Genomic DNA, 13,139 nt, shown 5'->3' with positions numbered 1-13,139 from the left:
GGCGAAGGATATTTGCTTCATCGGGGCTCAACCGTTCAGTTCGTGGGGCAAGCGTATTTCAGCAGACTTGGGAGTCTTTTTCAGAGTTTCCCTAGAGCAAGCTGCGCCTCTCCATAGTATTGAAAAATCGCCTGACAGAGCCAATACAGCGCCTTGTGATTTTCAGCTACTAGTGCCACATCCCCCTCATTTATCCTGCCGTAAGCCTTCATCTGGGCCTGCTCGATTCCACGGGAACTCTCCCCGTACAACGTACCTAATGTAAATTGTGCTTTCGCATTACCGGTTTTGGCAGCTTGTTCATACCAATACTTCGCTTTTTTCACATCGTGTGCAATATCGGTTCCTTGAAGATAACTGGCAGCGAGTTCCATTTGGGCTAGATCCATACCCATTTGAGCTGCTTTCTGTAGGTAAAAAATCATTTTTTTTCGGTCCCGAAAACCTATATCACCATCGCGGCAAAGGTTTGCTATTTCAAGCGCAATACCCGCGTCACCCAATCCGGCGGCTTCGTCGAACCAGCGCAACGCGTTCGCGTAGTTCTGTTCCGAGTAAAATGTGTAACCTAAATCAAAAGCTGCGCGGGCATTGCCTTGGCCTGCCTTTTTAATCAATGCCCGCTTTTCTATAGGTACCAAGTTATTGTCGCTTATTTGTATCCACACGCGCCCATCCGTGGTTCGATATTTGCCACCTTCAGAGCAACAGGCTCCGGCTCCAAAAGACCACTCGCCAAGAATGACAGATACCGAGTCTTTTTCTGCGTTGAGATACTGCCTATGACAAGCGGAGATTAAATTAAACTCTGGCCTAACCACCATTACTGCCCTCATTCCTTCAGTCTGCCCGTCTATTCGATAGATTCTGCAGCCTTGAACGACAAAATGAACAAATGTCCCTTTAAGTTCGCCCTCGAAAGTGAGCTCTGGCGGAGTATCGCGAACCATAATTTGTGCTCGATTGAGTTCGGGCAACTCAACCCAAGAATACCCATACATTAAAACTGAACAACCAAATATCACACCCACGATAACAATTAATGCGCACCGTAAGGCAGTGCAAGCAACAAGCTTCATTCAAGACCCCCAATGCATCACATTGCCCCCTGTGATCTGTGGCCGATGCCAAACCTGATCGCGCTTATGAGCGCGGAGGGAGTTATTTTTCCACCCTATCCAACACCGCCCCAAAATGTACCGCGCGAGGTCGTACATTTATTTTAAAAATTAACGTGGCAAATCCAAAGCGATAATATCCACCATTGTTTTAATTAGAGGATTCGGATTATCAGCCACGGCAGAAGAATAGCGAATCTCCGTCACCACCAAGCCGACTTTCCTTGGTGCAATACCTGTGTGAGTGAAGTTAAAGTAATGTGAACTGCCCTCACAAGGCCTATCTTCGTATCCACAGTCTCCGGAATTCTCTGCGTCTTCGACGGCATACAGCGTCTTCACATTCCAACCGTCGAAAGCAACTACAGAATGCGAACGCTCCGACGTTCCACCGCCGGAGGCCACCTCGCTAATAATCACTATGCTGCTTGGCTCACCAAAGGGTACAACTTTGTTAGTTTGGCCACCAAAACCCTCAAGAACCCGAGCCGCCGCCCGTTTAGGGCCGAACCAAAATATAACCTCCCCATAGGTGAACCCCTGCATTCGCGTACCTTACGGCAGCTAAATACGCCTCTTCTCCATCAACAAGGATTACCGGATAGACTTTCTCAATTTGAATGTTCCGTTTATCGACATCTTCGTTTTCGATCCATTGGGAAATTTCCATGTTGGATGGGGCGAGAGCCTGTGCCGCAGTAGTAGAAAGCTGATTACAAGGATAACACTCAGAAATTTAAATACCCTCTTCATATATAAGCTCATTCGAAAATCCATTCAATTTATTTATCTTGCTAGTTACATCGACCAAACTTACTTGAGACCACATAAAACCCTGACACACATCCAAAAAAAATGCCAATCCAAAAAAAACCGGGAAATCCATTAAAAATCTGTATGTCGCATAGAGGAACGGACAATAGATATAACTATCCTCCACCACCAGCACCTCACCCTCAAACCACGAATTAGAGTTCACCGTATAATAATAACAATCCCGCCAAGCATTGCCACTCCTGAAGCAATAGAAAAAACTGCGATTTTGATGTTGTTTCGTAATGACAGCCATGAAGATAACACCACAGACAACCATACGCACAAGGCAATCAGAAAAAAGAACAGGGCCGCATATACGATCAAAACGTAATAATTAAAATTCGCATTAAAATGATTGATAATACGATCACAAAACCCAGAAAAATAGTAAACACCAAGAGCAAGCAAAACATTTGCAACCAGGATCCCGGGGATCATTATATACCATTCTAACTTTATATTTTTTACACTCACGACCCACTCTCCACTGAAAATTTCGCCAAGTTATATTCTGGCGAACTCGTAAAATCTAAGCTGGCTATTTGCGGCAAACTTTCGGTATACAACGAATATTCTCTCTTAGGCTCCGTTCCAGCTTCAATTACCGGCGGTTTGTCCGGCAATCCGGACGGAAGGAGTAGGAGGCTGCAAGAGCGACCGCTGAAATCCCCTTGTGCTTGTGTGTGGAAACGCTCAATGAGTTAATACCCACCGACCGCCCTTTAGTCGGCACAGAATTCGTATTGGCATAGAGCTCAAGTAAGGTGTGCAACCGTTCAATCAGTCCTAAGACAAACACACTCAACGTCAACCATTGGGCAGTCAAAAAAGGGATGGAGGCTTCCATGTTTACCCATCCCTTTCTGCTCAATCCCTTTCTCAATACAATTTTTAGGGGTAACTAAATGCTTTGACCAACGTCAACTCTCCGGCCGCGCGCATCGGTATCAGAAATGTCTCCACTTTCTCATTAGCTGTGCCTTCCTCCGAAATCACCGTCACCTGCGCCGTCGTCAGCGGCTGAACCGCATCCTCCTGCCCTTCCTCATCGCTGCTATACCCACCGCCAAAGTAATTCACATACACCAGATACTGCCCTTTGATCGGCGCCGGCATGGCAAAGATCTCCGGGCCATACCCCGTCGTCACATCCACATCCAGCGCTGCACCATTGGGCGCAACCCGATCGCCGTACCAGATGTGCGCCCCGTCCGGCGTAATCAAATGCAGGTCCAGGTCCGTGCCGTCACTGTCCCACGACAACAACACCCGCAACTTGGCCGGTGTCGCGCCACCACTGGCATTTAGGAACTGTGTGCGATGCCGCTGTTGCCCATCTGGGCTGCGTACTTCGACGCTGTTGCTGCCATTGGGAAACGAGAACGGGCGATCAAAGCGGCCTGCCGGATCGATCTTCAGCGGCATGCTCACGCCGTTGACGATCAAACGACCCGGCTCCGTCGACTTGGGCGTGGCTTTGATCTGGCCGCTGATGCGTGCGGTGTTGGCCTGTCCTACCGGTGTGTTAACCGATGAAGCGGGATAGTTGACAGTCTGGCGGAAGCTTTCGCCTTCGCCTTCAACCGCGCCCGTGCGCCAACCGCCGATAGGGGTGTCGATTTTAATGCCTTGCGCGCTAGCCAGCGGCAACGCGGTGAAGGACCAAAGCATCAGTAAAACTTGGGGATAACGGAGTTTCATGGCCTATTCCAGCAAGAGGTGGCGGGCGAGCCCTTCGATGTAGGTTTCATCCTGGCCGTTGGGGTGTGCTTCGAAAGCCAGGTGCAGGTATTCGTGGGTCAGGTCGAGGCGGTCCTGGAGGGACAGCACGCCGCGCACGTAGATGCGCTGGCGTTCGCGGTCGACATAGGGGCGGCCGAAGGCCAGGCGGCAGACGGCGAAGGTGTTGACTTCGTTGTAGCCGACTTCGTTTTCGAGGCGTTGGCGCCAGCCGCGGCGTTGGGTTTGCAGCCAGTCTTGGGCGGCGGGCAACGCTTCGCAGGAGGCGACGGGGTTGTCCCAGCGGCTGAGGCTGGCGCGCGGGTAGGCGTGCAGCAGGATGGCGTCGTAACGTTGGCCGGCGTTGGCTTGTTTGACGGCTTGTTGCCAGGAGAGTTTGTCCGGGCCGGATTGATCGGAGTGGTAGGTGACGGTGCTGCCGGCCAGGACCAGGTCGCTGGTCCACGCGGCAATGTTGCGCGATTCAGCGGTGGCCGGGCGTGGCGAAACGCGCTGACGGCTGCTGCTGTCGTCGATGCTCAGGCAATCACCGTGGCGCGTGGCGTTTTGCAGCAGGTAGGTGCGGATGGCGATGGCCAGGGCTTTGGCAGCTTCGGCGGGTTCGGGTTTGGCTTCGCGCTGGAGGACGCGGGCGACGTATTCTTCGCGGTCCAGGCGGGCGACGAGTTGGTCCTTGAGCAAGAAGAGTTCACCGTCGCTGTGGATATCGAGTTGGTTACCGTTGCTGAATTCGACACGATAGTCGCCCTGCAATGGCCCGGAAGAAACAACACGTTCCCCCGCCAGAACCCGCTCAATCGGATAGCGAGAAAACAGTCCGACTTCGACACAACGCCCTGAATCCGCTGGCCAATCAACCGGCAGCACTGTGGCCAATGCCTCAGCGTAATGACGCAGCACCATCTGACTGGTCCCGCGCCCACCTGCCCAGATCGGCGTGCCATCCGCCGTCCAACCGGCAAAACCGCCCTGACGTGACGACGGATCCTGATCCCCCAACCAGCTCCAGGTTTTCACCCGCAACCGGCCACCGAGTTCGCCCACCACGTTGCCATCGGCGGCATTGAGCACCACATCGAGCAACACCCGCCGCGCCTGATCCTGTGCTGGCATCACAGCCAACACCTTGAGCAATTCAGCAACGGACACTCGCGCAGAAGGTTTTAACGACGACAAATCCAGCAACCACTCCGGCGCCTGTCGCGCTTGCCAATACGTGCGCCAGCCATCGCCGGAAATGCCCAAACGCGCAGGCTCAAAATACAAACCGCACGATTTTACCAATGCCTGATCGCGCTCGATCTTGCCGCCAGCCGTGCAGCAATAAACCTCTTCCTTCGACTGCCCGCGACATTCATACGCAGGTTCTCGGGCGCCGGTATCCACCAGCCAACCGTACACAAACAACTTCCACAAACTGCCCAACGGCGCCTGTACATCAGCAGGCAACGGCTCGCGTGAAATCACCTGAGTCCGGTTCAACGAAATCAGTTCACCCTTGAAGCCCAGCCGCAGCGGTTCGTCCTGCGCTGTCGCCAGCGCAGGAATCAAACACAGCAGCAACCAGACCAGACGCCGGGTCATGTCAGTTGACCGTAACCTGACCGAGGGCCGGTTTCTGTTCCTGCGCTTGATGTTGCGGCGCATAAACCTGCGTGAAACGTACCGGCGGCAGATTGAACTGACCTTTCTGCGAGAAGCGCACCAGATGACGCAAGCGCAACTCACCGCTCAAGGCGTCCACCGGAATCGCGTAAGCCATCTGACCCGGCTCAAAACGCGCCTTCTCCAGCGCGGTCGGTTCGGTGCCGGCCTTGCCCATCAACTTTATGCCCCACGTCGTGCGTTCGACATCGGCGCCCGGCGGCAGCGGCACTTCGAGCATGCCGTAGCGCAGCGGTTTCGCGGCTTTGCTGGTGATGATTACTTCGTCCAGATACAGGCTGTCGCTGGACAACGGCTGGGTGCCGACCGCTTCGAGTTTGAAGGTGAAGGCTTCGTCACCCGGCACCAATCGAGACAAGCGACGTGTGATGGTCACGGCCATCGGATCAACCGCCGGTTGCCGGGTCTGGAAGCTCAGCGCGGCGCGCAATGGCCGCTCTTGCGTCCCGGCCAGTGACAACACCGCTGGCACCGACGGAGAACCCTGCCACGTCCAGTACATCTCACCGGTATCGCCGTACTGTTTCTTCCAGCCTTCACCCGGCGCCAGCGCGATGGTTGGCGAAGCTTGTTCGATGCTGCGCTGCAACCAGGTCAGCGCCAAAGCGCGTTCCAGCGTCGATTGCTGTGGGAGCAAGCGTTGCAGCAAGGCTTGAGCGTGGGCCTGATCGAAGGGTTGCAGCGACAGGTTCAGCGCTTCGGCGAACGGCTGCGAGCTGACCGCCAGACGCTGTTGCGCATCCGCCAGTTGACGAGTGAAAGCCTCCGGCAACGCCACCTTGGACTGACGCGCCAGCGATGCGGTCAACACGCGGGCAGCGGCCAGACCGAGCGCCGAATCCGGATCGCTCATGACGATGCTGTCTTCGCCATCCTCCATCAGGTTCGCGGCATTACCCTCGCCTGCTTTCGCCAGGTCGTCCATCAAGCCGCTGAGCAAGGTGTTCACCGGCAATTGCATCTGTTTGGCGAAGGACAGGATCAAGGCGCGCTGCAACAGCGGCGTGTTCTGGGCCTGCTTCGAATACACCTCCAGCACCCGCTGCCAATGCTCCGGCGGCAAGTTCAGCTCCAGCACTTTGCTGGCGTTCCAGTCGGCGTAGTAGACGTAAGCCGTGAGGAAGGCATCCGGCTCGCCGTCCATGCCCCACCAGGTGAAACTCGCGGAAGGCCCGGCCATTTGCACCAGGCGCAGACGGCTGTTTTGCATGATCAGGCGCAAGCGATCGCGGATTTGCGGGTTCGAGGCCAGCGTCGGATAGGCGATGCTCAGCGGCAGCAAACGACTGGCGGTCTGCTCGACGCCGCCGTACGGATAGCTCAGCAGATCATCCAGTGCCGAACGGAACAGCGCTTGCGGACTGTCATCCAGACGCAGGCGGATATCCGTCGCATCGGCCGGCAAGCTCAGCGGCGTATCGCCACTGGCCACGTCCAGACTTTGGCTTTGCGTGACCTGCCAACCTTCGCCGGTGGCAGTCAGGCGCACGGCCAGCGCGTCAGCGGTTTTGCCGTCCTGCACCAGTTCGGCGGTCCACTCGCCACTGGCCAACGAGAACTCAGGCAACGCGATGTAGTTGATGCCGTTGTTCAGGGTCACTGGCACACGCTGATCGGCGCCGCCGACATGAATCACCAGCTCCGCCTTGACCGGTTTCTCGGCCTGACTGAAGGCGAACACCCCGAGACTCGGCTTGTCGCCGCTGCGGAATTTGCTCGGGCCGCTCCACTTCAAGTACAGCGGTTTTTCCGAACGCACGAACTGCTTCTTCTGCCCGACCTGCCCGTCATCGGCGATGGCCCGGGCGGTGATGCGCCAGCGGGTCAGCGAGTCGGGCATCTTGAAGGTGAAGCGGGTTTTGCCGTTGGCATCAGTCACCAGTTCCGGCTGCCACGCGGCGGTATCGACGTCTTCACGACGCGGCCGCTCCAGCACTTTCACTCCACGCTCGCTGCGGTTGGCTTTGCCCGGCGCGCCAGGGCTGCCCGGCAGTGCCACGTCGTAGCTGATGAACGACAGGCTCGCGCTGGTGCGCACGTTGTTGCGGCGCGGGTGGTAGAAGAACTGGTCGATGCTCGGCGCGACTTCCGGTTGCAGCGCGTAGACCATTTCGTCAACGACGCTGACGGTCAGGTGCGCCGGAATCGGCTTGCCGGCGAACTGCGTGGTCAAGTCGACCGACACGGTTTCACCGGGTTGATACGTCTCTTTATCGGTGGCAATGGCCACGTCGATTTGCGGCGCGACGACCTTGATCCCGGCGTTCTGGAAGCTGTATTGACCACCCTTGGTGTAGAGCACGGAGAAGGTCAGGTTCGGCGCGAAATTGTCTTTCACCGGGATGCGCGCGCGGTATTGGGTGTCACTGAGTTTTTCCATCTTCAGCCAGTCACCACCCTTGGACAGCAGCGCGGTGGCCTCGACCTTGTCGCGTTCAAGCGACAGCAGTGCATCGCTGATCGGCTCCGGAAAAGTGATCAGGGCCAGTGCTTCATCACCGGCCTTGTACTCGGGTTTATCGAGGACGATTTCCACGGTGCCCGGCACGGCTTTGACGCCATCACCAGTGACCGAATGACCGGTCGCACCGACCACGCGACCATGGTCATCTTTCAAGGTCAGGTTGTAAGTGCCGGGACGCTCGAAGGCGACGGTGAAGCCTTTATCTTTGGCGGCCAGTTTGCCGTCGCCGGTGGTCTGATCTTCAAGACGCACCCAGCTGTAGCTGCTTGGTGTCACGGTTTTGCTCTGCTCGTTGGCGCCTTCATTGATGTAGCTGAACGCAACCTTGTCGCCCACCGCACTGAACCGCTGCGGCGCGCTCAAACTGAAACTCGCCGCGCCACGGTCGATCAGGATTTCCTTGGTGGTCTTGACCCGATACGCCGCGCCATCGCTGGCAAACACGGTGAGCATGTAGCGGCTCGGTTTCTCGGCGGCCGGCAGCTCGAGGGTCGCGTTGCCCTTGGCGTCGGTGGTCAATTCGGTGCTGGTCAGCTCGACCGGGAATTGCCCGAGGTATTGCAGTTCGTTGTCGACCATCGACAGTTGCTGGGCGCGCAGGCTCAGGCTCAACTTGGCGTTGGCCACCGGTTTGCCGTCCGGGTACAGCAGCACCAGGCTACCTTTAACCGGTTCACCGGTGCGGTAATCCTGCTTGGCCAGGTTCAGCGAAATTTCGAAGTGCGGCTTGATGTATTCGGCCACGCGGAACGCACTGCTGTAGGCCTGATCCTTGTAGCTGAAACGCAGTTCATAACCGCCCGCTACCGCGTTATCCGGCAACTGGAATCGGCCTTGGGTACCGGCCTTGGAGTCCAGCTTCAGCGCCAGCGATTGCAGCGCCGTGCCGGTGGCATCGAGCACGGTTACGTTGACGTCGGCCGCAGTCGGTGCGACGGAATCCCGGGCGTTCTTGAACTCGCGCCCGACGATTTTCAACGACACCCAATCGCCCGGCCGGTACAGCGGCCGGTCGGTGAAGGCGTAGAGTTTGGTGTCGTAGATTTCGCTGTCGTAGTAGAAGTTCTCGGAGACAAACACCCCGCCCTCTTCGTCCTCGCCAATCACGAACGAACGTTCCGGGCTGACGTGTTTCAGGCGCAGCAACCCATCGCTATCGGTAGCGCCGCTGCTCATCACGCCGAGGCCATCGGTCCACAGCACATTCACTTTCGGCACCGAACTGCCTTCGTGTTTGTGCGCGGCCCAGACCACCAGTTCATCACCGGCGATTTTGCTCACGGCCACGGTGTTCGAAACGAAGACCATGGTCGTCGCGCGGTACTTGCCGATCAACGCTTCCACCAGGTACAGACCCGGTTTCAGGTTACCCAACGGAATGTAGACGTTACCCGGCGCGACGCTGACGAATTCGCTGGAAGAACCGGCCAGGTTCACACCCTCAGGCGGCTGGATCGGTTTGGCTTGCCACAGCGGATAGCGGAATTGACTGACCACCGGCAGGCCCGGGATCAGGGCGAATTGCGGCTGTGCATCGTAAGGCGTTGGCGCGGCGATGGCGGTGCCCATCTTCAGTTCCGGCACTTCCTCGGTGACTTGTTGACGGGACTCGTAGGAAAACGCCCGTTGCATCACGCGACGGGATTTTCGGTACCAGTTGTCCCACAGGTACGCGAGGGTATTCGACAGGCCTTCGCCCTTGAACTGGCCATCGCTGACCACGCGATGCAGGTTCTTCTGACGCTTGAGGAAATCCAGTGGCTTGTCGATGCGGTACACGCGAATGTCGGCGCCGCCATAAGGCTCCATGCGGAACCGGCGATAGTCACGGCCCGGCGCTTCGAGGCGCACCATCGCCTGTTCGTCACTGGCGAAACTGCTGTCGGCCAGCAGGAAAAAACTTTCTCCGGCCAATGGTGTGTAATCACTGGACGGCACCGAGTCTTCAGCATTGACTGCGGTAATAGGTATCAAAAGGGCCAGCAACAGAGGGATTTGAAAACGAATGCGCAACATACGAGCACCGGTCATTGGGTGAGAAAATTCAGTCGATAAACACCGATGAAATTGGGGTTGGTTGCATCGGGGACCCATCGGGTGTCCTTCCATGTCATGAGTTGCTGCAGGCTCGCGGATCGCATGCCGTTGTCAGTGGGGGTGGTGGTGCCGGTGTGATAGGCGATGTAGCGGCCCATCCAGATCATCAGGTGCTGGTCGTCGCCCTGATCGAAAAACATCAGGTCGCCGGGCCGGGCTTGCGCCACGTCCCGACTCACCAGATGGCTGTTGAACTGAATCAGTTTGATCGCGTTGACATACGGCCCGACCTTGCCGCCGCCCTGCTGCCATTGCTGGGCGAGACCGCGTTGCGCCTCGCTCAATGGCAGTTCCGGTGGCAGGTAGCGATTGGACAGGCCGTTGCTGCGCAGCCATTTATCGTCATGGACTTTCAACGCTTCGTTGGCGGCGAACCGCACCAGTCCCGCGCAGTCCTGTTGATACCAGCGCGGGCTCGGGCCTTGGGTCAGTTGTTCCTGGGCCATGCGCACGAACCAGGCGCGGAACACCTGGGATTGCTGCGGATCCAGCGGCGCTGCCTCAGTGGCAAAGGCGCGACTGCCCAGCAACATCGCCAGCAGGCCGAGGCTGCGGATGAGTGCGGTCACAGGGCTTTCCATTCCAGCGGCAGCCATTGCCAATGGCCGTCGGGTTCGCTGCCTTCGGGCAAGGTCAGGGCGTACTTGCCATAACCGCTAAGCTTGCGCAGTTTTGGGACAAGGAAAGCTTGTGCGGCGTTGTAAAACACCGGTTCCATGTCTTGGGGTAGGCTGTCGAAAGTTTCCTTTCGCATGAGTTGCGCCATGGAATCTGGACCGAAATAGATCGGCATCAGGCGGTCATTCGGCACCACCTCGGCCATCGGTGGAAAGCGCTTGTCGAGAGTGCCGAGCGCCTTGTCCACGAGTTTGTCGTCAAGAGAGAACAGCAGCGTCGAGCCGTGACGCGCAAGGCTGACTTTCATGAAGGCCTTGCCGGAGATCGCGTCCGGACTTTCAGCCTCCGTGGCTTTATAGGGACCGAAGTTGGAGCTGACCTGACGCTGCCACTGGTGAGTCGGGCCATCCTGTTTCTCGATCACCGGGAACGCGTGTTCTTCGACATTGGGCTCATAGGCGCCGACCATCGATCCGAACAAGCTGCCGAGGTCGCCATCGAGTTTCGCGCTGTCCTTGTCGTTCAGGCTGGCCACCAGCAACGGTGTGTACAGACGCGAATCGGCGTACCAGCACAGGCCCGCCGCGCCGGCCATGTGTTCGGTCAACGCCTGGGCCACCGGCTCTTCGGCGCCGAGTTTCACCAGTAACGGCTTCTGCTGTTCAGCCGCCAGCGGCAAGGCCACGCAACCACTAGCCCCCATGGGCATGGCTTGCCAGATTGGCTTGAAATCGAAGTCCCGCTGATTGTCCAGTTCATCCATGGCGAGGAAGCTGTGCCAGCCCTTGTCGTCCATGTCAAAACGCAGCCCGGCAAAGTTCGGAATGAAACGCTGATACCCCATGGCCAACACACTGGAATTGACCGACAGGCGTTGCTTCACTTCCGGTGTGCGCGGTGGCAGGCCGAAGGCTTCGGGGAGCAGTTTGTCACCGTTGAGCAACGCGGCGATGGCCGTAGTCGAGACACTCCCGCGCTCATCGCTCGGGCCGCTGCTCGGGTCGTAGAGTTTGGCGGGATTGGACAGCACCACCAATTTGTCGCCATGGGAGGCGAACACCAGCGCTTTGCTGTTGTTGTAGGTGAGTTGATACAGCGGCACGTCGTCGGCACCGACTTTCACATCACTGAGGTGGGTCAACTGCGAATCGTCCAGCGCCACTTTGGCCAGTGGCTCCAACATTTTGGCCAAACCACCCCGATCCATCACCAACAGGAAATCCTTGAGCCGACCGTCCGCCCCGCGCCACAGTGCCACGTCGCCCGGCTGATCGAACAACTGCTCGATCAGGCTGTCCTGTAACTTGAGATCATGCTCGTAGATAATCCGCCGGAGACTACCGACCAACCCAAGCCGATCGGCATGGGACTCATAATAAAAAATAAAATCTTCGGTTAGAGTATCTTTAAGGAATGGCACCGCGAGCAAGTCTTTAGGCAATTGACTCAAGGAATGAGTTTCCAGCAGGCCATCGGGCCGACTCATGCCCAGTTTGTCACTGACAAGTACGACAGGGGGCATCTTGGGCTGATGAATAAGCCAGCCCACACCACCCGCCACAGTCGTGACGCCCACCACCAGGCACGCCCCCCAAAAAACCGCTGACCAACGACGAGAAGTGTTGGGAACAAGCGCTTGACCGTTAGCAGAAACAAAATTGCCGCTCATATTCTTCAATGCGTAATCAACCAAGATACAAAAAACATCGAATGTTTTTTTGGGTTAGTAGTAAACCAAAGCCGCGACCTAGAGGGCTTTACGGGCACCAATCAATTTTCCGTGAATCAAATAACAAATTCACATGGGACACCCTTTTATAAAACCCAACTCACACTCACGAACACAGACATAAACGACCAGGCAAAACCTCTGAAAAAAACAAACTCATGGAGCCGTTATTATTTAACTTGCAAAGAACACTTGCGGCGCAATAGAAACCAACACTTATTCACATAGAGACATCGGCACTAACCACAAAGCGACAATGACAGAATAGCGACTAAGATCACCAACAATTTACAGACTGCGCAACATATTAAATCTCCGCAAAACAACGTATATCTATTCACCATGCGGCCAGCGTAAAATTCAGACCTCTGCAAATATTATAAATGCCTACGTCGCACCCAGGATCGCCCCAACGCGCCAAGCCCGAGACTCATTGCGCCAATCGGCCATGCGACTACGCACGTCCAGCCTTCAGTTAAAACATAACTTTCAACTGGGACGACAGTAAAGTGATGACCCACCCGACCAACCCATCAACGGACCGGGACAGTCGCAATGAACCCGACCAACAAAAAGCACCAAACACACACCGCCGCGGACGCCCCCTCGCCCGGGAAAAGGCCCCTCGCCACCCAACCCATAAAAAACAGAAACCAGTCGCCGAATCGAGAACCAGTCTTACCATGAACACTATCCCCCTACTCAGCTGGCAGAAGTACGATAACAAGGAGCACAGCGGCCAGGACTTGACGGATAGAATTGTCCTTACAGTTCGGTCCCCAACGCGTCGACGCCTCACCTCTTCCAACCTGCCCCCCCTCACGTTTAAACGCTGGGTTTTTTATTAGCCATCGCCCTGAGAACAGCCACAGGCATGCGCCTGCGCGCCCTG

General features: G+C 56.6%; 9 protein-coding genes. All 9 read right to left on the bottom strand.

Annotated elements, in window-relative coordinates; all coding sequences use genetic code 11:
• Nucleotides 1–80 precede the first annotated feature (80 nt).
• The 9 genes from J2X66_RS29405 to J2X66_RS29365 all read right to left on the bottom strand — a co-directional run bounded on the left by J2X66_RS29405 (nucleotide 81) and on the right by J2X66_RS29365 (nucleotide 12,187).
• Nucleotides 81–1,079, bottom strand: a complete 999-nt coding sequence (locus J2X66_RS29405) for a tetratricopeptide repeat protein (RefSeq protein WP_310272012.1) — start codon at nucleotides 1,077–1,079, stop codon at nucleotides 81–83.
• A gap of 150 nt (nucleotides 1,080–1,229) precedes the next feature.
• Nucleotides 1,230–1,664 carry a hypothetical protein gene (locus J2X66_RS29400; RefSeq protein ID WP_310272009.1) on the bottom strand — a complete coding sequence of 145 codons (435 nt, stop codon included), beginning with the start codon at nucleotides 1,662–1,664 and terminating at the stop codon, nucleotides 1,230–1,232.
• A 429-nt stretch (nucleotides 1,665–2,093) separates the two neighbouring features.
• Entirely contained in the window at nucleotides 2,094–2,408 is a 315-nt protein-coding gene (locus tag J2X66_RS29395) for a hypothetical protein (protein WP_310272005.1), read from the bottom strand.
• Between the two features lie 127 nt (nucleotides 2,409–2,535).
• The gene (locus J2X66_RS29390) at nucleotides 2,536–2,781 is read right to left on the bottom strand and encodes a hypothetical protein (protein ID WP_310272002.1); all 246 of its coding nucleotides are present in this window, start codon (nucleotides 2,779–2,781) and stop codon (nucleotides 2,536–2,538) included.
• Between the two features lie 44 nt (nucleotides 2,782–2,825).
• Entirely contained in the window at nucleotides 2,826–3,635 is an 810-nt protein-coding gene (locus J2X66_RS29385; RefSeq protein ID WP_310271998.1) for a DUF2135 domain-containing protein, read from the bottom strand.
• A gap of 3 nt (nucleotides 3,636–3,638) precedes the next feature.
• The gene (locus J2X66_RS29380; RefSeq protein ID WP_310271994.1) at nucleotides 3,639–5,258 is read right to left on the bottom strand and encodes a DUF2300 domain-containing protein; all 1,620 of its coding nucleotides are present in this window, start codon (nucleotides 5,256–5,258) and stop codon (nucleotides 3,639–3,641) included.
• A gap of 1 nt (nucleotide 5,259) precedes the next feature.
• Nucleotides 5,260–9,834 (bottom strand): alpha-2-macroglobulin, encoded by a 4,575-nt coding sequence (locus tag J2X66_RS29375; RefSeq protein ID WP_310271991.1) that lies wholly within the window; start codon nucleotides 9,832–9,834, stop codon nucleotides 5,260–5,262.
• A complete protein-coding gene (locus tag J2X66_RS29370) occupies nucleotides 9,831–10,481 on the bottom strand; it encodes a DUF1175 domain-containing protein (protein ID WP_405046821.1) in 651 nt (216 codons plus the stop codon). The genes J2X66_RS29375 and J2X66_RS29370 overlap by 4 nt, the downstream gene beginning before the upstream one ends.
• Nucleotides 10,466–12,187: a DUF2138 domain-containing protein gene (locus tag J2X66_RS29365; protein WP_310271988.1), complete on the bottom strand. Its 1,722-nt coding sequence runs from the start codon at nucleotides 12,185–12,187 to the stop codon at nucleotides 10,466–10,468. The genes J2X66_RS29370 and J2X66_RS29365 overlap by 16 nt, the downstream gene beginning before the upstream one ends.
• Nucleotides 12,188–13,139: the final 952 nt, after the last annotated feature.

This window comes from Pseudomonas sp. 3296 (genome assembly GCF_031456615.1).
In the GTDB taxonomy this organism is placed as follows: domain Bacteria; phylum Pseudomonadota; class Gammaproteobacteria; order Pseudomonadales; family Pseudomonadaceae; genus Aquipseudomonas; species Aquipseudomonas mucoides.
This window is presented reverse-complemented; position numbering and strand designations above follow the sequence as displayed.

Bases quoted from the DNA above. Each gene is read 5' to 3' on its own strand.
- J2X66_RS29405 (WP_310272012.1), bottom strand. From the start codon at position 1,079: ATGAAGCTTGTTGCTTGCACTGCCTTACGGTGCGCATTAATTGTTATC.
- J2X66_RS29370 (WP_405046821.1), bottom strand. From the start codon at position 10,481: ATGGAAAGCCCTGTGACCGCACTCATCCGCAGCCTCGGCCTGCTGGCG.
- J2X66_RS29375 (WP_310271991.1), bottom strand. From the start codon at position 9,834: ATGACCGGTGCTCGTATGTTGCGCATTCGTTTTCAAATCCCTCTGTTG.
- J2X66_RS29380 (WP_310271994.1), bottom strand. From the start codon at position 5,258: ATGACCCGGCGTCTGGTCTGGTTGCTGCTGTGTTTGATTCCTGCGCTG.
- J2X66_RS29400 (WP_310272009.1), bottom strand. From the start codon at position 1,664: ATGCAGGGGTTCACCTATGGGGAGGTTATATTTTGGTTCGGCCCTAAA.
- J2X66_RS29385 (WP_310271998.1), bottom strand. From the start codon at position 3,635: ATGAAACTCCGTTATCCCCAAGTTTTACTGATGCTTTGGTCCTTCACC.
- J2X66_RS29365 (WP_310271988.1), bottom strand. From the start codon at position 12,187: ATGAGCGGCAATTTTGTTTCTGCTAACGGTCAAGCGCTTGTTCCCAAC.
- J2X66_RS29390 (WP_310272002.1), bottom strand. From the start codon at position 2,781: ATGGAAGCCTCCATCCCTTTTTTGACTGCCCAATGGTTGACGTTGAGT.